This is a genomic window from Streptomyces sp. ITFR-6 (assembly GCF_031844725.1).
Taxonomy (GTDB): domain Bacteria; phylum Actinomycetota; class Actinomycetes; order Streptomycetales; family Streptomycetaceae; genus Streptomyces.
In genome coordinates, this window is record NZ_CP134614.1 from 1 (window position 1) to 20,653 (window position 20,653).

Genomic DNA, 20,653 nt, shown 5'->3' on the forward strand with positions numbered 1-20,653 from the left:
CGGCAAGCCGCAGCAGAGCGCACGAATTGCGCAAGCGCAATTCGAATTCCGGCGCAAGCGCCGGAATGGAATTCCGCAAGCGGAATTCCCGAAGGGAGTCCAATTCGCGCAAGCGCGAATTGGAGGTGGCCGCGCAAGCGCGGTCACCGGGGCTGGCTACAGGGCGGGGTGCGTCACGCTGGGGCCTGTGTAGGGCTTGGGGTTCCTGACCACTGCCCCTGCAAGGGATGTGACGGGCCGTCGGCCCGATCGAGTGCCGGCCCCACCGCAGTGACGGGCTCCGCTGCGCTCCACCCTGCCCCCTCCACCCTCGAAACCGGCCGCTCACGTTCATCAATGCCCCGCCAGCATACCGCATGAACTGCGCGTGTGGGGTGAGATTCGGCCAAGAATCAGTCTATGGGGGCAAACCTGTCGCGCGGGTGATGCATCACGGACCTTGCCTGTGTAGAGTCTGGAATCAGACACCCTATCCCGGCCCCGACATGCTGCGCCGGACTTTCTTTCTCACTGTGCGAATTGAGGAGAGTGTAAAAGAATGGCGAGCGTGAGTTTCTACGGGTCCGGATATTGCGGCGACTGCGACACCACATGGGACTTCGGTCCGGTAGACGACGGAACGATTCTTGAATCTGATCATGAGTGTGCAACCGAGCAGGACGGCGAGTAGACAATGGCCGTGAAACTGCGTGACCACCAGATCGAGGCCGTTGCTGCCATTGTGCGGGGTCTCGATATCCCGCCGGGCGGTATTCCCGTCAACGGCCTGCGCGGACAGGTACACGCCGCGTGCGGAACGGGGAAGACCATCATCGCGGCGGCGTCGGCCAAGCGGCTCGTACCCAAGGGCCGCATTCTCGTTCTGGTGCCGACGCTGGATCTTCTGACGCAGACCGTCCAGGCGTGGCGAGAGGTCGGGCACACGGGGCCGGCGGTCGCGGTGTGCGGCCTCACCGACGACCCGGAGCTGTGGAACCTGAAGGTGCGCTCCACCACCAACCCGGTGCAGTTGGCGCTGTGGCACGGCGAGGGGCCCGTCACCATCTTCGGGACGTACGCGTCGCTGGGGGTGCTGGCGGAGGCGTTCGAGGGTGTCTACGGGCAGCAGCTCGCCCCGCTGGACCTGGCCGTGGTCGATGAGGCGCACCGGACGTCGGGCTCGATGGGTAAGGCGTGGGCCGACATTCACAACCAGCACGTCATCCCGGCGCACCGTCGGCTGTACCTGACGGCGACGCCGCGGATCTGGCAGGAGCGGCCGAACCGCGAGGCGGAGGGAGTGCGCGACCCGCTGCCGCGTGAGATGGCGGCCTCCATGGACGACGAGCGCGTCTTCGGGCCGGTCCTGTACAAGCTCTCGCTGGCGTCGGCGGTGTCACGCGGTCTTCTTGCGCGGTACCAGATCATCGTGCTGGAGCTCCAGGACCCGGTCGTCACCCCGGAACGGCTGATGGGCGAAGAGCGGCACAGCGAGAAGGTGCGTGGTGAGCGGCTCGGGGCACTCCAGGCCGCGCTGCTGCACACCATGGAGCAGCACAACCTCCAGACCTGCATCACCTTCCACCACCGGACGATAGAGGCACAGGCTTGCTCGGAGGGGCTTCAGCGGGTGGCGGCGAAGCTGCACGCGGACCGGCCCGAGAAGTACCCCGCGCGGATCTGGGCGGACTGGCTGTGTGGTGAGCACGTCCCGGAACGCCGGCGCGACGTCCTGCGCGGCTTCGGGTCCACGGCGCTGCGGGCCGTCCTGTCGAACTGCCGGGTCCTGGGTGAGGGCGTCGACATCCGCGCGGTGGACTCGGTGGCGCTCCTGGACCCGAAGGGTGCGCCGCACGACATCGTCCAGGCCATCGGCCGGGCGCTCCGGCAGAAGCCCGGACAAGGGAAACTTGCCTCTCTGATCGTGCCGGTTTTTCTCCAGCCCGGTGAAAAGCCGGAGGATATGTTCACCTCGGGTTCGTATCGGCCTCTGGTGAAGGTGCTGGAAGGTCTGCGCGCTCACGATGAAGAGACAATCGAATTGCTCGCGATTCCGCAAGAGCCTCAGAAGGACGTCGCGCGGCCGTCCGAGTACATCGGTCCGCCGCCCGAGGAAGGTGAGGAAGAATCCCGTCTCCTGTTGCGTTTTGCGGCTCCACGTGACCCGGTGATGGTCGCGGACTGGGTGAGCTTCAACGTGATCGACACGGAGAAGCAGGACTGGGCACGCGGCTGGGCGTCGCTCAAGAAGTTCACCGAGCGTGAGCTGCACGCCCGGGTTCCGTACGGGCACAAGGAAGGTGCGTACCCGCTGGGGCAGTGGGTCGCTGAACAGCGACGGGCGTACGGGGCCGGGCAGATGACCGGCCGGCGCGCCCAGCGGCTGGAGAAGCTCGGCATGGTCTGGAACCCCGCCGATGAGCGGTTCCAGGAGAACCTTCAGGCTGCGAAGGCGTACTACGACCAGCACTGGACCCTCTGCGCGCCCCGGTCCGCGACGATGCTGGATCGGCCGGTGGGGCAGTGGCTGTCCAACCTCCGCCGCCCCGGCGCGCTGGACGGGCACTCCGAGTGGAAGACGGCGCTGGAGGCCGTGGACGAGGACTGGAACCCGTCCTGGCCACCGGAATGGCAGCGGCACTACGCCGTGGTCCGCGAGATGCTCGCGGAGGAGAGCATCCTTGCGTACATCGAACCCGGGGTCACCGTCCACGGCATGGACATCGGAAAGTGGCTCGACAAGCAGCGGATCCCGGCGGTCTGGGAAGCCCTGACCAGCGGGCAGCGCGAGCGCCTGGAGACTATCGGCGTCGTACCGATGGCGGCGGAGCTCGAAGCGCCGGCCAAGCCGTCCACGGCGCCGGTGAGCGCCTTCGAGAAGGGCATTGCGGCCCTGGCGCAGTACAAGGCCCGCACGGGCTCTGTGAAGGTCCCCAGGGCCCACGTGGAGCAGTTGGAGGACGGGAGCGAGGTGAAGCTCGGGGTGTTCCTCAGCAACAGCAAGAGCCGCCGGGCCAAGCTGACCCCCGACAAGCTCGCCGCGCTCGCCGGCCTCGGGCTGGAGTGGGCAGCTTGAGAACCGTTGTCCAGGCCGCCGACGGCGCAGTAATACTTTCCGAGCGCTGCGTAGCGATCGAACGGCACCGCAGGACAACACTGCGGAAGGCCCGTGTCGCGACGCGCAGGCAAACGGCAGAATAAGCTTGCTCGTTGTGGTCTACAAGTTCGGGTCTAACGAGCAGTGCTTGCGGCGCTGTCGGGCAGTAGTGCCGGTGATCCTGCGTGCGGCAGATCAGGTGACTAGCCAGGGCGTACGCGTGCTCTACGAGCATCAGAATGTCGTCCGGCCGCTCATGGGCTGGTGGCAGTTCACCAATCGAACAGCCCAGGCCTTGATGTCGCTGTACGAGCAGGGGTACACCGTGGAGGCGGCCCCCCTCATGCGAAATCTGCTGGGGCACGCCTACGCAATGAACTGGTTGGCCGACAGCGGTGAGCCAGCCGTCGTGGCACTCACCGACTACTGGAACGATCACCGACGGAAGCTCGCCCGGAACGTGAACGAGACCTGGAACCTTCCGAAGCCGGCTGCCTTGCCCCCAGCGAAACCGATCCCGTTCGCCAACCCTGAGACGCTGTTGTCTTTCCGAGTCTGACGACTGTGTTTTCGCTGGTCAGGGGTAGGGGCGGCGTCGGTGTGGGAGTGATGGGGTGTCGTTTCGTCGCTCTCGTGGAGGCCGTGGATGCCGTCGGTTGTCGGACTGCTGGAACAGCACGAGCTTGCCGCTCGTCGTCGTGTGGACGGGCTGCGTGAGGAAGCGGACCGCATCCAGGCCGAGCTCGCGGTGGCCGAGCAGGAGTGGTCGGAGTGGACGATCGCCCGCGAGCGTGTCGGTGCGGTGCTGTCCGCGCCGGGCGGTGACTCAGCCGGCGTGGGCGCCATTGACGTGCCGGAGGGTGTTGTGACGGGAACCGAGGTGGAGGCGTCTGCACCTCTGGTGGTGAAGGCGAGGTCGCAGGTTCCGATGTGGCGCGAGGGGCTGGCCGGGACGGCACTGTCGGTGGACTACCAGCGCATCCTGGCCGCGATCGAGGATCGGGGCCGTCTCGGTCAAGGGCCGCTGACCTGTCAGGAGATGGCCACTGCGTTCGGCCTGGACGTGGTGCCTGCCAAGGTGGAGGGGCTGCGGTCGAAGGCGAAACGCCTGGTCGCGCGGGGCTGGCTGGCCGAGTCGGCACCGGGCCGGTTCACCCTCGCGCGGAGCGTGAGCGGGCCAGGCGGCGGGTCATGATCATGGTCATCGACCAGTAGATCATCGCCTCGGCGCTGCTAATGGATCGTTCGAAGTCACGCACCAGACGGCGGCTTCGCATCAGGTGGGCGAAGAGCCGCTCGACGATCCACCGCTTGGGCAGCACCACGAAGCCGCGCATGTCGTCGCTCCGCTTGACGATCGCCAGGACCAGCGCGAGCGCGGCCAGGCAGTGCTTGACGAGGCTGCCGGTGTAGCCGCCGTCGGCCCAGACGAGTTCCAGCCGGTGGTGAGCGTCGGTCACCCGCTCAAGCAGCACCTTCGCGGCGGCGCGGTCGCCGATGTCCGCCGCGGTGACCATCACGCCCAGCAGCAGGCCGAGGGTGTCGACCACCACGTGCCGTTTGCGGCCGTTGATCAGCTTGCCGCCGTCGAAGCCGCGGCTGTCGGCGCCGACGACGGCGTCCGCCTTGACGGACTGCGAGTCGATCACGCTCGGCCGTCGGTTCCGCATCTCGCCCCGACTCCTCGCGGACCCGGCCGCGCAGCCGGTCGTGGAACTCTCTGACCAGCGCGTGGTCGCGCCAGCGGCGGAAGAACGCATAGACCCGGTCCCACGGCGGGAAGTCGGCCGGCATGGCCCGCCACTTGATCCCGTTGTCGACCAGATAGCGGATCGCGTCCAGCATCGCCCGGTGGCAGTACGCCTCCGGCTGCCCGCCCCGACCTCGCAGCCAGCCCGGCACCGGCAGCAGCGGCCGGACCACGGCCCACTCCGCGTCCGTCATGTCCGAGGGATACCGCCGAACACGCTCCGGATGGTCGGCCGCATTCCCGAACCGGTGAGCGACACAATCACACGACAGAGCAGCCGAGTTGAACTCCACCGGCGCGAGCACGTACAACTGCGGCAACAGGGTCTCCTGGATCTCGGTTGGCTTCGCAACCCCGAGCTACCAAGAGGCCCTGCCTTCATGCCCGCAGCCGGCCACGGTCACCCGATCGAGACTCCCGTTCGACGCCCACCCCGCACGATCGGAACGACAACAGCTACTCACCCGACATCGCCCGCGCACTGGGCGTTCGCAAAGACGACGTGATGCGACTCGTGAGCAAATGGGGCATCCCTCGACACCCCACAAGTCAGTTCAACAACCCCTTTGCGTCACTCGACACCGATCTGTCCCCCGCGATGCGCGCTGTCAGCCGGACCAAGAACTCCGTCCAGCGCCTACATCACCTGACCGTGGCCTCCAGACACCGCACTCTTCAAGACGCCGCTGCCGAGCTCGGAGTTACCTGGGGAACCCTCAACTACCAACTGAAACGGATCGAGGAGACCGTGGGCGTCACCATCATCGGCGTCGGACGGTCCCGGCCCCTCGCCATCACGGAAGACGGACAACGCTTTCTCGACGAAGCCACTCGCCTCCTCTCCCTGCTCGATGACCGCGCACCCTGACCGCTGCACAAGGCCAGAAGCAGGCGGATACTCAATCCCGGACGACTCGATCAGTGCGCGCTGACCTCGGTCCACGAAGGTCTGGACTGGTTCTCCCTGTCGGATGCGGACAACGGGTCAGTCCGTCACCGGCGATGAGGGCACGCGAGGCACTGCGGAGTTGGGGTCGAAGCCTGCGAACGCCAGTCCGATGACGAAACCCGCCACCTCCTCCAGCTGGCGGGCGCGATCCAGGCCCCCAAGAATCGCCGGCGTCCCGCCGACGTCACGCACCAACTCGCCGACGACATGCAGTGCCGCAGAATCGTCGCCGCACATCGCCACGGTCACGTCGGACTGGCCACCGCCGGGAGAGCTCGTCCACTGACCAGCGGGAAAGAGATGGAACGCCTTGACGACATGAGCTCCCGGAGCAAGCCCGGCGATCCGCCTCGCCATCGACTCGCCGTGCTCGGTGAGCAGAACGCCGACACCATGCGCGACAGCGTTCGTGGGATCGATCAACGGCGTCCCCTCAAGCAAGCCGTCGGACGCGCCCACCAGTCCCAGCATGTCCTCGACACCGTCCCAGGACACGGCAAGCAGCACCGCATCGCGCCCGACGACCGCCTCACGCGGCGCGACGGCGAGCACTCCGTGGCGCAGCCGCTCAGCAAGCTTCTCCGCCTTGACCTGCGACCGCCCGCCGATCACCACCTCATGCCCTGCGCGTGACCAGCCCTCGCCCAAGGCCGCCGCCAGCGTCCCTGTTCCCAGGATCCCGATGCGCATCGATGCTTCCTCTCAAGTGACAGTCAGATGGGCAGTCACATTAAGGAAGGCGTTGCGCACCGATCGGTGCGCAACGACCGCGCGAAGATGGGTGACGAGATGACTGATCACGAAGGCCACTGCTACGAGTTCGTCGCTGACTGCCGTCTGCGCGCGGCCACCGATCTCTTCGCCCACACCTGGGATCCCGTTGTGCTGGCGGCTCTTCGCGCGGGCCCGCGCCGACGCCGAGAGCTGCGCGCCGCGATCGGCGGCATGAGCGACAAGGTCCTGACCGACACCTTGCATCGTTTGCTCTCCAGCGGCCTGGTCGACCGCCACGCACATGCCGAAGCGCCACCTCGCGTCGAGTACAGTCTGACCAGGCTGGGGCAGAGCCTCGTCGAGGGTCCCATGGTGGCGCTCGGACGCTGGGCAGTCGAGCACAGTGACGAGCTTCTCGAAGCCCAGGACAACGCGACAATTGGTTAGCCACTGGCCGCACCATTCTGTCAGGGTGGCGGCCATGACACGTGCCTTCCTGCCCGGTCTTGAACTGGCGCGGCTGTTTCACGCAGAGGTCGTCGCCCCCATCCTGAACACGGCTTTGGACAGGGTGCCGTATTCGGCAGCACTGATCGGCTGGGGATCTGAAGTACAGGGTTTCGACACCGCACGCTCAACCGACCACGCCTGGGGCCCCAGGATGCAGGTGTTCCTCAGCAGTGGCGACTTCCGCGCCCACGCGGACGAACTGGATGCCCTGCTGGACCGCGAGCTGCCGCAGACGTTCCATGGCTACCCGGTCCGCTTCCCCTTTCCCGACAACGCACCAGCCCGGCACTGGGTTCACGTCAATGACCTCCAGGGGTTCTTCACCGAGCACCTCGGCGAGGACCCAGCCGCCGGCCTGTCGGTGTCCGGCTGGCTGACGACCCCGACGCAGGTACTGCGCGAGCTGACCGGAGGCACCGTATTCCACGACGGGCTCGGCCTGCTGGATTCTTACCGCCAGGAACTGACCTGGTATCCGGACGACGTCTGGCGCTACATCCTGGCCTGCCAGTGGATGCGCCTGTCCCAGGAGGAACCGTTCGTCGGTCGCTGCGGAGAAGTCGGTGACGACCTGGGTTCCGCAGTAGTGGCCGCCCGACAGGTTCGCGACCTGATGAAACTGTGTCTGCTGATGAACCGGGTCTATCCGCCCTATGAGGTTCCCCCGCTGCGCGGGAGTGGCTGACTAGCTGGTCAGGGCGGGTTGACGTGGTTTCAGGTTCACTGGCTCGGTTGCTGCCTGGTTGGCGTAGTGCTTCTCTTCGAACTCGATGGGGCTGAGGTATCCGAGTCGTTTCTGGATGCGGCGGGGGTTGTAGAAGCCGTCGATGTATTCGAAGAGTGCGAGGTTGGCCTCGGCTCTGGTGTTGAAGGTCCCGCCGCGGATGCACTCGGTCTTGATCAGCATCCAAAGGTTCTCCGCGAGGGCGTTGTCGTAGGAGTCGCCGACCGAGCCCATGGACGCCTGGATTCCCGCTCTGACCAGGCGTGTTGTGAGCTTGATGGAGGTATATTGCGTGCCGTGGTCGGCGTGGTGGACGAGTTCGCCGGGAGCGACTTCGCGGCTGGCCAGCGCGTACTCCAGCGAGGTGAGGACCAGGTCGGCGTCCGCGCGGGCGGAGGTCTCCCAGGCGACGATTCTGCGGGAGAAGGCATCTCGGATCGCCGACAGCCAGAGTGGTCCCTCCAGGGTGGAGATCATGGTCAGGTCGGTGACCCACAATCGGTTCGGTGCGGACGCCGTGAAGTCGCGTTGTACCAGGTCAGGAGCAAGGTCTGCGTCCGGGTCCCGGCGAGTGAAGCCCTTGTTCCTGCGGGGGCTGATCCCGGCCAGGCTAGGCCTGACGCATGAGCCGTTCGACCCGTTTGCGGCCGACGTGGACGCCCTCTCGTTTGAGGGCGGCGTGGATCCTGGGCGATCCGTAGATGCCGCCCGAGTCCTGGTGGATCTGCCGGATCTGGCCGGTCAGCTCGGTGTCCTGGCGGCTCCGTTCGCAGGGCTCCTTTTCGGCCTGGCGCCAGCGGTAGTAGGTGGAGGAGGGGATGTGCAGTTCCCGGAGCACGGGCTCGACCCCCAGGTGCGGGTGCTCGTCGAGGAGCGCGGTCACCTGGGCCGGGTCGGGTCGAGCTGTGCGGCGAAAAAAGCCGAGGCCGTCCGCAGGACCTCGTTCGCCCGGCGTAGTTCCCGCACCTCGCGCCGCAGCTGGGCGAGCTCTTCCCTCTCCTCGGTGGTGGGCAGATCATCGCGCTCGCCGGTGTCGGCCTCGGCCTGCCGGATCCAGTTACGCAGGGCCTCGTGATGGACCCCGAGATCCTCGGCCATACGACGGATCACAGGCTTCGGCTCTGCAGTCCGGTACATCCGTACCGCACGCTCTCGCAACTCCAGCGGGTACTTCCTCGGCGCAGGCATCGTCTGGGCTCCTCTCATGAGACCCATCTGACCTGCTGTCACCATTCCCCGCATCTCGGGGGAACCTCAGTAGCTGTTGTCGTTCCGATCGTGCGGGGTGGGCGTCGAACGGGAGTCTCGATCGGGTGACCGTGGCCGGCTGCGGGCATGAAGGCAGGGCCTCTTGGTAGCTCGGGGTTGCGAAGCCAACCGAGATCCAGGAGACCCTGTTGCCGCAGTTGTACGTGCTCGCGCCGGTGGAGTTCAACTCGGCTGCTCTGTCGTGTGATTGTGTCGCTCACCGGTTCGGGAATGCGGCCGACCATCCGGAGCGTGTTCGGCGGTATCCCTCGGACATGACGGACGCGGAGTGGGCCGTGGTCCGGCCGCTGCTGCCGGTGCCGGGCTGGCTGCGAGGTCGGGGCGGGCAGCCGGAGGCGTACTGCCACCGGGCGATGCTGGACGCGATCCGCTATCTGGTCGACAACGGGATCAAGTGGCGGGCCATGCCGGCCGACTTCCCGCCGTGGGACCGGGTCTATGCGTTCTTCCGCCGCTGGCGCGACCACGCGCTGGTCAGAGAGTTCCACGACCGGCTGCGCGGCCGGGTCCGCGAGGAGTCGGGGCGAGATGCGGAACCGACGGCCGGCGTGATCGACTCGCAGTCCGTCAAGGCGGACGCCGTCGTCGGCGCCGACAGCCGCGGCTTCGACGGCGGCAAGCTGATCAACGGCCGCAAACGGCACGTGGTGGTCGACACCCTCGGCCTGCTGCTGGGCGTGATGGTCACCGCGGCGGACATCGGCGACCGCGCCGCCGCGAAGGTGCTGCTTGAGCGGGTGACCGACGCTCACCACCGGCTGGAACTCGTCTGGGCCGACGGCGGCTACACCGGCAGCCTCGTCAAGCACTGCCTGGCCGCGCTCGCGCTGGTCCTGGCGATCGTCAAGCGGAGCGACGACATGCGCGGCTTCGTGGTGCTGCCCAAGCGGTGGATCGTCGAGCGGCTCTTCGCCCACCTGATGCGAAGCCGCCGTCTGGTGCGTGACTTCGAACGATCCATTAGCAGCGCCGAGGCGATGATCTACTGGTCGATGACCATGATCATGACCCGCCGCCTGGCCCGCTCACGCTCCGCGCGAGGGTGAACCGGCCCGGTGCCGACTCGGCCAGCCAGCCCCGCGCGACCAGGCGTTTCGCCTTCGACCGCAGCCCCTCCACCTTGGCAGGCACCACGTCCAGGCCGAACGCAGTGGCCATCTCCTGACAGGTCAGCGGCCCTTGACCGAGACGGCCCCGATCCTCGATCGCGGCCAGGATGCGCTGGTAGTCCACCGACAGTGCCGTCCCGGCCAGCCCCTCGCGCCACATCGGAACCTGCGACCTCGCCTTCACCACCAGAGGTGCAGACGCCTCCACCTCGGTTCCCGTCACAACACCCTCCGGCACGTCAATGGCGCCCACGCCGGCTGAGTCACCGCCCGGCGCGGACAGCACCGCACCGACACGCTCGCGGGCGATCGTCCACTCCGACCACTCCTGCTCGGCCACCGCGAGCTCGGCCTGGATGCGGTCCGCTTCCTCACGCAGCCCGTCCACACGACGACGAGCGGCAAGCTCGTGCTGTTCCAGCAGTCCGACAACCGACGGCATCCACGGCCTCCACGAGAGCGACGAAACGACACCCCATCACTCCCACACCGACGCCGCCCCTACCCCTGACCAGCGAAAACACAGTCGTCAGACTCGGAAAGACAACAGCGTCTCAGGTCCGCATGCTTGCAGAACAGCCAGGCAGGCTGCCCTTCCTCGAACCGGGCTGCGGCTCCGCCATCCGGCAACGCAGTCGCCATCGCGATCATCGTCGCGCGCTGCTCGCGCTCCGCGCGGGCCTGGAGATATGCCTTGAGGCACATCTGCATCCCACTCTTGGTACGACGGAGCGCGTAGTACGCCAGGCACACCAGCGGGATCGAGATCCCGCCCGCTCCCGTCCACTCAAGCCAGGTCACCAGACCGGCCTCCCATCATCGACTCGTTGATGAGGGCTCATGCACCCTCACTCTCTACACGCGCCACGGGGCAGGAATCCGGATGCTGCAGGCGAACTTTTTCTCCACATGCTCCAGTTAGGGCCTTCAGCATGCTCCGACCAGCGGAAACACGAACCTCGGGCAGCAACGGCATCGAAGCCATGATGGCGTGGCATCCCAGTGCCTCGGCCGGCCCGTCGAACGCGAAGTGGTCTGCCTGACGGCTTCAAGTCGGACTGGCTCCGGAAAGGCGCGCAGCCGTAACGGATGGCAACGGTTGCTGTCAGCCGTATGCCGATTCCGGTCAGCCCGGTACCGAGGAGCTGGGATACCTGGGTCCAGGACGGCGGGGGTGCCGTCTCGGACTCGGCAGAGAGGGGTGGCGCATGCGGGGAAGCCGTGGTGATATTCCTGCGGACGTCTCGATGGCCGTGTTCCCGCCCGCCTTGGGGCGTGCTGCGGCCATGCCCCGGCTGCTGGACCTCGACGGGCGTGGAGAGCTGACGGCCGCGCATGTGCGCCTGGTGGCGCAGGCGTTGGGGAAGTCGGAGCGGACGGTGTGGCGGTGGCTGGCCGCTGCCCGGAAGGATCACCGTCTCGCTCGGGTGGAGTCGTCCCGTTTCACGGTCACCACGGAGGTCCGGCGACTGCTGGCGCTATGGGGCGGCAACGCCTCCCGGGTCCATGCCGAGCTGGCACAGCGGGCAGCCGAGGATCCGGACGCGCCCCAGCGCCGTCGCTGTCCACGTTGCACCGGGCGATCCGGCGGGACCTGACCCGCGGGGAGCGGGCCGGACTCAGGAGCGGGGAAGCCGCCCGGCGTGCGCATGACGTGTTCGGACAGCGGCCGGCCACGCACCGCAACGCGGTGTGGGAGGGCGACCACAAGCACGTACCCGTCGAGGTGGACGTCGAGGGTGAGCTGGCCACTTTGTGGGTGACCTGGTTCATCGACTGCGCCACCAGGGCCATCACCGGGGTGGCCGTCACCGCCCACCCTCCGAGCCGGGACGCGGTGCTGGCCTCCCTGCGCATCGCGATCACCCGCAGCGCACCGTTCGGCCCCCTCGGCGGACTGCCGGGACAGATCCGGGTCGACCGCGGCAAGGAGTTCCTGTGCCGGGCGGTCACCGCGGCGATGGGCGCGCTCGCTGTCCCCGTCACCGACCTCCCCGCCTACACCCCACATCTGAAAGGGACGATCGAGGCACTGAACGACGCGGTGGAGGAGATGTTCCTCGTCTCCCTCCCCCGCTACACCGGCCGGCAGAAACTCACCGGCGGCCGGACCGCCGACCCCGAAGCCCCGCCCCTGACGTACGAGGCGTTCGTGGGACTGCTGCTGGACTGGGTGACCTGGTGGAACACCCGCCACCAGCCGTCCGCGCTGCACGGGCAGACCCCCCTCCAGGCGTGGCAGGCCGACGCGACTCCGCTCATGGATGTGTCCGCGGGGCAGCTGGCGACGTTCGCTCTGGAGGACAACGGGCGCACGTACACGATCAGCACGTCCGGGGTGCGGTGGCGCCGGCGCGACTACCTCGCCCCGTGGATGAACGGCCGCACAGGCACCAGAGTCTCGGTACGGCACCTGCCCCATCACGACGACACCATCGAAGTCTTCGACGCCGGTACCGGCCGCCATCTCGGTTCGGCGTTCCTGGCCGCCGCGGCGAGCCGTGAGCAGATCCGCTCCGTCCAGGCCGCACCCACCGCAGCAGCCCGGCGGCTCAAGGCTGATCTGAAAGCCGCGGAAAAGCTGCGCCGCCGGCGCTTCGAAGCCTCCACCACCGCAGCCCCACCCAGGGCGCTCACCTCTTCGACCGCTGCGCAGGCCGAAGAAGAGCTCGGCGCGGCGGCACAGACGGACCGCCGTGCGCTGGCTCGTCCCGATCTCGTACCGCACGGCCCAGCGCCCGACACCTGGTCCCGTCCCAGGCCGCCACGCACACCCACTCCTGACAAGGACCGAGCCGATGATCACTGAGCTGGACTACGGGCTGCTGCCCGACGAGAGCGACGACCACTTCCTGGGCCTGGATCAGGCGCAGCTGGTGGGCACCGACACGCTCCTGACCACCCGGGACAACATCGAAGCCGTCATCGAGGCCAAGGCCATGATGTGCGTCTACGGGCCGGCCGGATCCGGCAAGACGATGTCGGTGAACTCCGCGCTGCGCCACCTCGCCCCGGACATCACCCACCGCCTGGAACTGCGGGCTGGACCGACCCCCAGAGACATCTGGCACGGTCTCTTCCAGGCGCTGGGACTGCCCGGTGAGCCGCCGGCCCGCCCGATCGAGTTCGACACCCTCCTCAAAGAGGCACTCGCCGAGGAATTCAGGGTCCTGGTCTGTGACGAGGCGCAGTGGATGAAGAAGACCGGGTTCGAGTTCTGGCGCCACCTGTGGGACGACAAGCGCACCAACATCGCAGTGATCTTCGCCGGGGGCGACGGCTGCTACAAGGTCCTGCGCCGCGAGCCGATGCTGGCCTCCCGGATCTTCATCTGGCAGGAGTTCACCCGCATGTCCAAGGACGAAGTGAGGGAGACGATTCCCGCCTTCCATCCCGTCTGGGCCAATGTGGACACCGCGCTGATCGACGCGATCGACAAGCAGGCCGCCCACGGCAGCTTCCGCAACTGGGCCAACATCACCACCCACATCCTGGCCGGCATGAAGAAACTGCACCTCAAAAAGGTCGACGAAGACCTCGTGCGCTGGGTCTACAGCAAAATCGGCGGCATGTGATGACAGCCGGCAGTCTCCCAGCCGTCACCGTCATCATCGACAAGCACGACCACCCCGACTGGACGACCGCCGCTCACCACGCGCATCACCCGGGCCTCGGACGCCTGACCGTCGACCCCAGCCCCGCCAACGGCGCACCCGCCGCCCTCGCCCACGACCTTCTCTATGCCCTGGGCAAACGACTCCCCCAAGGCGGAGAAACGTACGGGACGTGGGCCGACTCCCAGCGCCCCGCCTGGGACGCCGTCACCACCTGGATCCTCACCCACCACATCGGACACCTCATCGTCTGCCGCACCGACCGCCTCACACACGCCCGCCAGCAACAACTCCTCGCCCTGCGGGAACGATGCGGCATCCGCCTCACCCTCCTGTGGCACCGCCCCGCCACCCCCGCCCTGACAACACTCCTCCAAGCCACCCCGCACCGCCTCATCGACGCCCTCCCCCAGGCCCGGAACGCGCTGACCCAGACACAGCATTCAGCCTCCAGCACCAGAAACACGGGGCACTGGCACCACCGGCACATCAAGGACGACGGACAATGGATCGCCCCACCCGCACCGTCCAACGGCACGGTGACAGGCCGCCCGAAACGGGCCCAGTGCCAGGGCGCCCCCGCACTCGCCCCGACAACGAGCGGTACACCGTCCGCGCGAGAGCGTGATCACACATCAGAAGACGTCCTCGCCTCACGGCTGGCCACGGTGGCACACCCGCTGCACGCGACAGCACTGACCATCCACGCGGTCACCGGAGCAGACCTCACCCGGCTCGCTCTCATCCGCGGCATCGACATCAACGAAACAGCGACCGCTGTCAAAGTCCACGACAGCACCGCCCACCGCAGGTGCCAGGTCCACCCGCTCCCCACCTGGACGTGCCGCCTCATACGCGCAGCAGGCATTCACGGACACCTCAAGGACCGTACCCCCGACAGCCCGCTCTTCCCACTCATCACAGTCCAGGACGGCGAACAACTCACCCGCGCCGCAACAGGAATCCGCTACCACCTGAAACCCCTGCCGTAAAGGCCATGCCTTCCACCTTCGACCAGCAACGCCCCGGCACAGCCGCCCGGCCGCGACCAGCAACAACGCCCACCCATCCGTACCAACCGGCAGCGAACTGACCCGCACCATCACCAAAAACGTCAGCACCAGATCGGCATTCCTGACAGCAACCGAGCCACCCACAACAACCCAGAGAACAGCACAGAGAGTCCGCTACTCACCCACTGACATCAGAACGCCGAACCACCACCGACAAAAACTGGCAGATCATCAACGTCCCGGGGGACCTTCACCTCGACCGGACCGACGTCGGTCAGCACCGTCTTCGCCCGGCTCCCGTTCCTGCTGTTACCACTGCCCCGGCCTTCGGCATCGTGCTTCTCGTAACCGAGGTGATCGGTGATCTCGCCCTCCAGCGCGGACTCCAGGACCCGCTTGGTCAGCTGCTGAAGCAGCCCGCCCTCCCCAGTCAGCTGCAGCCCTTCCGAACGGGCCCGGCTCACGAGCATCGCGACCAACTGCTCATCGCTCGCCGACGCGGCCTCCGCAACCCCCGGCTCGCCGCCCGCTCTCTGCTCGATGGTGGTATCGCTCATCTGGCGTCTCCTTGATCATCGGATCCGCCGTTCATTGAACACTCCCGAGCGCCGCGGTGACGATCTCGACAAGTGGCTCGCCGGTGCCGAGAACACGGGACTCAAAACCGCTGCGAAGTCTGGCCCGCGGTCTGCGGCAGGACTTCGATGCCGTCACCGCCGGGCTCACCCTGGAATGGAGCTCCGGCAGAGTCGAGGGCAACGTCAACAGGGTGAAGCGGATCAAAAGGGACGGGTACGGCCGGGCCGGATTCGACCTCCTCCGACGGCAAATCCTCCTCGCGGACTGAACATCGCTACCCTCTGCCACCGGCCCACAAGAAGTGGATCAGAACCGCTTGCCCATGGCCGCCGTCACTCCCCCGAGGTGATCTCGGAGCTGACCAGTCTGCTCGCCCCGGCGACGCGCGGCGCCGAGCCACCTGCCTGGTAACGCGCGAACCGGCTCGGAGGCCGCTTTGTCCACGGAGACGGCGTTGTGCCAGACGAGGAGACAGCGACAGTCCTGCACATCTGTTCGAATGTCGAGGAGAACGAGATGGTTGCGCCGAAAGGCGTCCTGACGTTCGAGGACCTACCGTCTCTCTTATGCGCAGCACACACACTGTGGGTCTCAGCGATGCCCGCCGGATCATCGACGCGGGCATCGCCGAGGCGGACCGTATCGGCTCTCCGAGCGACATCGCTGTCGCGGACTCGGGCGGCAGTCTGGTCACTCACGTGCGGATGGACGGAGCCCAGCTCGGCAGTATCGAGCACTCCATCGACAAGGCGCACACCAGCGTTCTGTTCCGGTCGGCCACCGGCGATCCGGCCCGGGACTCCGAGCCGGGTGGACAGTTCTGGGGTATGGCCCTGTCCGGGCAGGGGCAGGGCCAGGGGCAGGGGCATCCGAAAATCGGTGTCTGGAACAAGCCGGACACCAGCACAGGAAGGCTCAACCATCATGGCGGGACCGATTCTTATCACCGGAGCGGGCAGCGGCTTCGGTAAGGAGGTCGCGCTGCGGCTCGCGGCGGCCGGGCACCAGGTGATTGCGGGCGTGGAGATCATCGCCCAGGTGACTGCGGTCCGTGCCGAGGCGCGGGAGCGGGGCGTCGACCTGCGCGTCGAGAAACTCGACGTCACCGATCCCGGCGACCGCGAGAACGCCTGCTCCTGGGAGGTCGAGGTCCTCCTCAACAACGCGGGCGTCTCCGAAGGTGGTGCCACCGCTGACATCCCCGAGGAGCGGCTGCGCCGCCAGTTCGAGGTGAACGTCTTCGGGCCTGTCCTGCTCACTCAGGGCATCGCCCGTCAGATGGCGGCGCGCCGCAGTGGGCGGATCGTCTTCATGTCCTCGGTCGCCGGACTCACCGTCGACCCGTTCACCGGTGCCTACGCCGGATCGAAGCACGCGGTGGAGGCGTTCGCCGACGCGCTGGACCAGGAGCTGGCCGAGTTCGGCGTCACGGTCGCCACGATCAACCCCGGCCCTTTCCTGACCGGTTTCAACGACACGATGTTCGAGACGTGGAAGGAATGGCGCGACGACCCCGCCGACCGCCTCTACGACTACGCCGAGCTGGCCTTCCCGCATGAGCAGTACGACCCCGAACCGGTCTACGAGCGCACGGTACGGGTCCTGCTCGGCGAGGAACGGCGCTACCGCAACCTGCTGCCCGAAGAGATGGAGCCGCAGGCCCGCGAACAAGTTGACGCCCTGTGGGGCCGGCAGCTCAACGACGGCAGCCGCCCCGCCCTCGTGCAGAAGGCGTACGACATCAGTCCGGGCACGCCGGTCCAGGACTGACTTCCCGCAGTCCCGAACAGCCCGTCACCTAGCTCGCTGGTGCCGAGGGCGCGGTCGCACCGGCTCGTTCGGCGCGGGCCCGACGCAGAGCGGCCGGCTCGGTCGCCGCGGCCTGGTGGCGCCGCTGCGCGCGGGCCTGTTCGATCGGAGCCGGCGCACCGTCCTGGATGACGCCTCCCCCACACGGCCGACGACTGACACCACCCCGCACAACGGCTGGCGGCCGCCCTTACCGACCTGGACAATCGCCAGCCCACGCTCCGGCCCCCCGGGCGGTCCCCGGCGGGCGGCGGCGAGGAGGGCGGTGACAGCTGCCGGTTCGGTGCCTGTCACGGTAGCGATCTGCTCTACGGTCGGTAACAGCTGATCGTAGAGCAGCGAGGCGTCCTCGGCGGCGGTGAGCGTGTGGCCGCTGCGGCGGGCGACCGTGTGTAGGAGCGTTGGATGTTCATCCGCTGGGCGAGGGCGTGCCGCGAGAGGCCGGACTGCTCCCATTAGGACGCTGGCCGCCCGGCACCCGAAGGACCCTCCGCCCGGCTGGCCGGCCGGCCCTTCGGGGTGGGGCTCAGCCGAGGCGGAACTGCTGGTTGGGCTTGTCCTTGTTCGTCCGCTGGACGACCTCGGTACCGTCCTGGGTTCCCTAAGCTAAGCGGTCACCGGGACAAGCTTGCCGCTGTGACGGGCCACCAGAGCAGCGGGGAAAGGATCAAGGGCACCCACAAGCACTGCCCCTCCCCCACCGCGCTCCTTCACCTGGACGGCGCGGAGGCGTATGGCCCGCTGCTCCGCGTGGTCCTGCCCAGATCCCGGCCAGGGTGCAAGGAGAGGCATCCACCGGCGTCACCAGCAGGACTGCTGGTGACGCCGGTTCGGGGAAGGCTCCCGGTGCGGGGGTGATCGGTGGTATCCGCCGCTGCACGGAGCGCATGGTTTTCATGGATGACGACCACTGCGCGGTCACAGGTTTCTGACAGTTTTCTGACATGGCTCAGCGACTCTCTTCTTCCGGCTCCGCGCCGCAAGATCCCGCCTTGCCCTCAGCTTGACTCTGTCGGGGATCTTGGAGTTTCCCCGTGCGACAGCATGGTCAACGGGCACGCTCGGGTAGTTCTGCCGACTGACGAAGCTGTCGAGGTGCCCGTTGTCTCTCCGCCCCCGTTTTGGTGAGCACGTTCCGCCTCTGACCGCGCAGGTCGCGCGGGCGAGCAACCCGGGTGGCACGACGGCGATATGGGTGCGTGACCGGCTGGACGGGCTGTGGTGCGACGAGGATTTCGCCGACTGGTACCCGAGGGACGGGCGTCCGGGGCTTTCGCCTGCTCAGCTGGCCACTGTCTGCGTACTGCAGTTCCTGCTCGGCCTGTCGGACCGGCAGACCGCCGAGGCAGTTCGCTGCCGCATCGACTTCACATACGCCATGGCCATGGAGTTGGACGACGCCGGATTCCACCACAGCGTGCTGGCGGACTTCCGTGATCGCCTCGCCGAAGACGACCGCCCCGACCGTCTTCTCGACCTTGCGCTGGACCGTCTCAAGGAGGCCGGACTGGTGCGCGAGCGCACCACGCAGCGCACCGACTCCACCCACGTCCTGGCCTTGGTGCGGGACCTGACCCGTCTGAAGCTGATCACCGAGACGGTCCGTGCCGCACTCGAAGAAGTCGCCGGCACCTCCCCTCACCTGCTCGACGAGCTGGTCGACGAGGACTGGGGGCTCCGCTACGGCCGACCGGTCCGCCTGGGCAAGAATCCCACCAAGCCCAGGACCAGAATCCTCGCCACCGGAAACGACGCCGTCCGGCTCCTGGAGCACCTCTACCGGCACGGAACAGACCACAGGACCGGCCCGCGCGTCCAGGCCCTGCGCCAGATCGTGGTGCAGAACTACCACCGTGATGCCGCAGGACACCTGCGCTGGCGCACCGCCGAGAAGGAAGACGGGCCCGGACTGCCGCCCTCGTCCCGGGCGACCGTCTCGCCCTGCGACACCTCGGCCCGCTTCGCACGCCACGGGCACATCATCAGCTGGAAGGGGTTCTCCGCCCATCTGACCGAGACCTGTGCTCCTGACGGACCGAATGTGATCACGGATGTGGCCACCACCCACGACAGCCAGGCCCTGCCCGGCATCCACGCCCGCCTGGCGCGTCGCGGGCTGCTGCCCGCCGAGCACTTGGTCGACGGCGGCTACACCTCCCTGCCTCACCTGGCACAAGCCGCCCGTGAACACCAGGTCACCGTCACCGGACCACTGCCAGGCAACCCCACCCGCCGGCACCGCCGGAACGAGGGCTTCGCCCGGGACGACTTCCACATCGACTACGACCGCCAGCAGGTCACCTGCCCCCAGGGGCAGATCAGCGCAGGCTGGCACGGCCCTTACCCGACGTCCTCGCCCACCGCGGCCCCGCTGATCGTGGCCAGGTTCACCAAAAGCCAGTGCCGCCCCTGCCCGGCCCGCGCGCAGTCCACCAGCACCGCAGACAGCGCGCGCACTGTGGGCTTTCCCTCGCGAGAACTACGCGACCTGCAACTTCGCGTCCGTAGCGAGCAGCAGACGCCCGAGTGGAAGGCCCGCTATGCGGTCCGCTCCGGAGTGGAGGGCACGGTCAACGAGTTCGCCCACGGCCACGGCATGCGGCGCTGCCGCTACCGTCACTCACCCCAGAGCGCCCGCACGGCGGCGATTTCTCGTTCAACCTGCTGCTGTCCAATCCCGATCGCCGTGCCAGCGATGCGCGGGTCCATCATCTGCTCCGGGCCAATCTTAAGGTCTCCGAAGTCGAGGTCGATCGCCACGACCCGGCTGGTGGTACGCAGTTCAGCGACCTGGGCGATGGCTGTCTTCAGGGACATGCCGCGCGCGTCGTGGTCGGTGGCGTCTGCGTTGCTGAGAGCGTGGCACGAGAGCACCATGACGGCATCACTCGGCCTGATAGAGGCCGCGTTCAGGTGGCTGAGGATGCCCCCGTCCATGTAGCGGGCCCCGTTGATCAGCACGGTGGGGAAGATCGCCGGCACGACGCAGCTGGACGCGACTGCGTCTCGGAGGGGGACGCCGGAGTGCTGGTCGAAGACCACCAGCTCTCCGGTGTCGGCGTCGATGGCGGTGCAGCGGAACTGAGCCGGCCAGGCGACTTCGTCGAGGATGCCGAACAGGTGCAGGTACTGGTCGATGTCCATCGTCTTGGCTGCCAGGGCGGTCCGACCGATCTCGAGCACCAGGGCTTGCGCGTCGCCGCTGGCGCTGGCCTTGCGCATGGCATCCAGGAAGGCGTCGTTGCCGGCCGCCATCGTGGCGGGGTCGATAGCCGCATCCAGGCCGGCGAGCGCGGAGAAGGCGTCGTTGACGTCTCGTCCGCTGGCGAGCAGCGCGCCAACCAGGGCGCCAGCCGAGGTGCCGAGGACCTCATCGGCGTCGCTCAATGGGACGCCCGCGTCGAGGAGGCCACGGAGCATGCCTACCTCCCATCCGATGCCGACGGCACCTCCTCCGCCGAGTACGAGGGCGCGAGTAGGGAAAGCAGCGTTGTGCGGGGTCATGGTCGATCCGTTTCTGTTGCCGAGTTGCGGGTT

Annotated in this window: 20 protein-coding genes and 4 pseudogenes; 14 read left to right on the top strand and 10 right to left on the bottom strand. The window is 67.6% G+C overall.

What is annotated here, in order from left to right; all coding sequences use genetic code 11:
- Nucleotides 1-673 precede the first annotated feature (673 nt).
- The 3 genes from RLT59_RS38320 to RLT59_RS38330 all read left to right on the top strand — a co-directional run bounded on the left by RLT59_RS38320 (nucleotide 674) and on the right by RLT59_RS38330 (nucleotide 4,271).
- Complete coding sequence (locus tag RLT59_RS38320) at nucleotides 674-3,055, top strand: DEAD/DEAH box helicase (protein WP_311308110.1); 2,382 nt, start codon at nucleotides 674-676, stop codon at nucleotides 3,053-3,055.
- 136 nt (nucleotides 3,056-3,191) lie between these two features.
- Complete coding sequence (locus RLT59_RS38325) at nucleotides 3,192-3,635, top strand: DUF5677 domain-containing protein (protein WP_311308111.1); 444 nt, start codon at nucleotides 3,192-3,194, stop codon at nucleotides 3,633-3,635.
- An 87-nt stretch (nucleotides 3,636-3,722) separates the two neighbouring features.
- Complete coding sequence (locus tag RLT59_RS38330) at nucleotides 3,723-4,271, top strand: hypothetical protein (protein WP_311304304.1); 549 nt, start codon at nucleotides 3,723-3,725, stop codon at nucleotides 4,269-4,271.
- Here RLT59_RS38330 and RLT59_RS38335 read toward each other — a convergent pair.
- A complete protein-coding gene (locus RLT59_RS38335; RefSeq protein WP_311308209.1) occupies nucleotides 4,228-4,746 on the bottom strand; it encodes a transposase in 519 nt (172 codons plus the stop codon). The two genes, RLT59_RS38330 and RLT59_RS38335, sit on opposite strands and share 44 nt — an antisense overlap.
- A 103-nt stretch (nucleotides 4,747-4,849) precedes the next feature.
- Nucleotides 4,850-5,020 (bottom strand): annotated as a pseudogene (locus RLT59_RS38340) (transposase); the annotation flags it as partial.
- Nucleotides 5,021-5,331: 311 nt separating this feature from the next.
- Between RLT59_RS38340 and RLT59_RS38345 the strand changes: the two are divergent.
- Nucleotides 5,332-5,694, top strand: coding sequence for a LysR family transcriptional regulator (locus RLT59_RS38345; protein WP_311308112.1), 363 nt, complete (start codon nucleotides 5,332-5,334; stop codon nucleotides 5,692-5,694).
- Between the two features lie 117 nt (nucleotides 5,695-5,811).
- Here the strand turns inward: RLT59_RS38345 and RLT59_RS38350 are convergent, their stop codons facing one another.
- On the bottom strand, nucleotides 5,812-6,465 hold the full coding sequence (locus tag RLT59_RS38350; RefSeq protein WP_311308113.1) for an NADPH-dependent F420 reductase: 654 nt from the start codon (nucleotides 6,463-6,465) through the stop codon (nucleotides 5,812-5,814).
- 99 nt (nucleotides 6,466-6,564) lie between these two features.
- Between RLT59_RS38350 and RLT59_RS38355 the strand changes: the two genes are divergently transcribed.
- On the top strand, nucleotides 6,565-6,936 hold the full coding sequence (locus tag RLT59_RS38355; protein ID WP_311308210.1) for a winged helix-turn-helix transcriptional regulator: 372 nt from the start codon (nucleotides 6,565-6,567) through the stop codon (nucleotides 6,934-6,936).
- Between the two features lie 34 nt (nucleotides 6,937-6,970).
- Nucleotides 6,971-7,684, top strand: a complete 714-nt coding sequence (locus RLT59_RS38360) for a DUF4037 domain-containing protein (protein ID WP_311308114.1) — start codon at nucleotides 6,971-6,973, stop codon at nucleotides 7,682-7,684.
- Here the strand turns inward: RLT59_RS38360 and RLT59_RS38365 are convergent, their stop codons facing one another.
- Genes RLT59_RS38365 through RLT59_RS38375 form a run of 3 tightly spaced genes read right to left on the bottom strand, consistent with a single transcriptional unit; the run spans nucleotide 7,685 to nucleotide 8,965 of the window.
- On the bottom strand, nucleotides 7,685-8,332 hold the full coding sequence (locus RLT59_RS38365) for an IS3 family transposase (RefSeq protein WP_311308211.1): 648 nt from the start codon (nucleotides 8,330-8,332) through the stop codon (nucleotides 7,685-7,687). It abuts the gene before it with no gap.
- 1 nt (nucleotide 8,333) lies between these two features.
- Nucleotides 8,334-8,606: an IS3 family transposase gene (locus tag RLT59_RS38370; protein WP_311308115.1), complete on the bottom strand. Its 273-nt coding sequence runs from the start codon at nucleotides 8,604-8,606 to the stop codon at nucleotides 8,334-8,336.
- Nucleotides 8,603-8,965: a transposase gene (locus RLT59_RS38375; protein ID WP_311301868.1), complete on the bottom strand. Its 363-nt coding sequence runs from the start codon at nucleotides 8,963-8,965 to the stop codon at nucleotides 8,603-8,605. Before RLT59_RS38375 ends, RLT59_RS38370 begins: the two co-directional genes overlap by 4 nt.
- A gap of 281 nt (nucleotides 8,966-9,246) precedes the next feature.
- Between RLT59_RS38375 and RLT59_RS38380 the strand changes: the two genes are divergently transcribed.
- Nucleotides 9,247-10,038 (top strand): IS5 family transposase, encoded by a 792-nt coding sequence (locus RLT59_RS38380; RefSeq protein ID WP_311304303.1) that lies wholly within the window; start codon nucleotides 9,247-9,249, stop codon nucleotides 10,036-10,038.
- Here the strand turns inward: RLT59_RS38380 and RLT59_RS38385 are convergent.
- Entirely contained in the window at nucleotides 9,995-10,543 is a 549-nt protein-coding gene (locus RLT59_RS38385; RefSeq protein WP_311304304.1) for a hypothetical protein, read from the bottom strand. The genes RLT59_RS38380 and RLT59_RS38385 overlap by 44 nt on opposite strands.
- A gap of 59 nt (nucleotides 10,544-10,602) precedes the next feature.
- Nucleotides 10,603-10,902 carry a hypothetical protein gene (locus RLT59_RS38390; RefSeq protein ID WP_311308116.1) on the bottom strand — a complete coding sequence of 100 codons (300 nt, stop codon included), beginning with the start codon at nucleotides 10,900-10,902 and terminating at the stop codon, nucleotides 10,603-10,605.
- A 485-nt stretch (nucleotides 10,903-11,387) separates the two neighbouring features.
- Between RLT59_RS38390 and RLT59_RS38400 the strand changes: the two are divergent.
- The 3 genes and pseudogenes from RLT59_RS38400 to RLT59_RS38410 all read left to right on the top strand — a co-directional run bounded on the left by RLT59_RS38400 (nucleotide 11,388) and on the right by RLT59_RS38410 (nucleotide 14,707).
- Nucleotides 11,388-12,910, top strand: a pseudogene (locus RLT59_RS38400) (DDE-type integrase/transposase/recombinase).
- Nucleotides 12,900-13,676 carry an AAA family ATPase gene (locus tag RLT59_RS38405; protein WP_311308119.1) on the top strand — a complete coding sequence of 259 codons (777 nt, stop codon included), beginning with the start codon at nucleotides 12,900-12,902 and terminating at the stop codon, nucleotides 13,674-13,676. The pseudogene RLT59_RS38400 and the gene RLT59_RS38405 overlap by 11 nt, the downstream one beginning before the upstream one ends.
- Entirely contained in the window at nucleotides 13,676-14,707 is a 1,032-nt protein-coding gene (locus RLT59_RS38410; RefSeq protein WP_311308120.1) for a hypothetical protein, read from the top strand. The genes RLT59_RS38405 and RLT59_RS38410 overlap by 1 nt, the downstream gene beginning before the upstream one ends.
- Before the next feature lie 257 nt (nucleotides 14,708-14,964).
- Here RLT59_RS38410 and RLT59_RS38415 read toward each other — a convergent pair.
- Nucleotides 14,965-15,198, bottom strand: a pseudogene (locus RLT59_RS38415) (transposase); the annotation flags it as partial.
- 170 nt (nucleotides 15,199-15,368) lie between these two features.
- Here RLT59_RS38415 and RLT59_RS38420 point away from each other — a divergent pair.
- The 4 genes from RLT59_RS38420 to RLT59_RS38435 all read left to right on the top strand — a co-directional run bounded on the left by RLT59_RS38420 (nucleotide 15,369) and on the right by RLT59_RS38435 (nucleotide 20,057).
- The gene (locus RLT59_RS38420) at nucleotides 15,369-15,575 is read left to right on the top strand and encodes a transposase (RefSeq protein ID WP_399127112.1); all 207 of its coding nucleotides are present in this window, start codon (nucleotides 15,369-15,371) and stop codon (nucleotides 15,573-15,575) included.
- Between the two features lie 298 nt (nucleotides 15,576-15,873).
- A complete protein-coding gene (locus RLT59_RS38425; RefSeq protein WP_311308121.1) occupies nucleotides 15,874-16,278 on the top strand; it encodes a GlcG/HbpS family heme-binding protein in 405 nt (134 codons plus the stop codon).
- Nucleotides 16,232-17,077 carry an SDR family oxidoreductase gene (locus RLT59_RS38430; protein WP_311308122.1) on the top strand — a complete coding sequence of 282 codons (846 nt, stop codon included), beginning with the start codon at nucleotides 16,232-16,234 and terminating at the stop codon, nucleotides 17,075-17,077. Before RLT59_RS38425 ends, RLT59_RS38430 begins: the two co-directional genes overlap by 47 nt.
- Before the next feature lie 1,234 nt (nucleotides 17,078-18,311).
- Nucleotides 18,312-20,057 (top strand): transposase, encoded by a 1,746-nt coding sequence (locus RLT59_RS38435; RefSeq protein ID WP_311308123.1) that lies wholly within the window; start codon nucleotides 18,312-18,314, stop codon nucleotides 20,055-20,057.
- 23 nt (nucleotides 20,058-20,080) lie between these two features.
- On the opposite strand, the pseudogene RLT59_RS38440 reads toward RLT59_RS38435, so the two are convergent.
- A pseudogene (locus tag RLT59_RS38440) lies at nucleotides 20,081-20,620 on the bottom strand (patatin-like phospholipase family protein); the annotation flags it as partial.
- Nucleotides 20,621-20,653 lie beyond the last annotated feature (33 nt).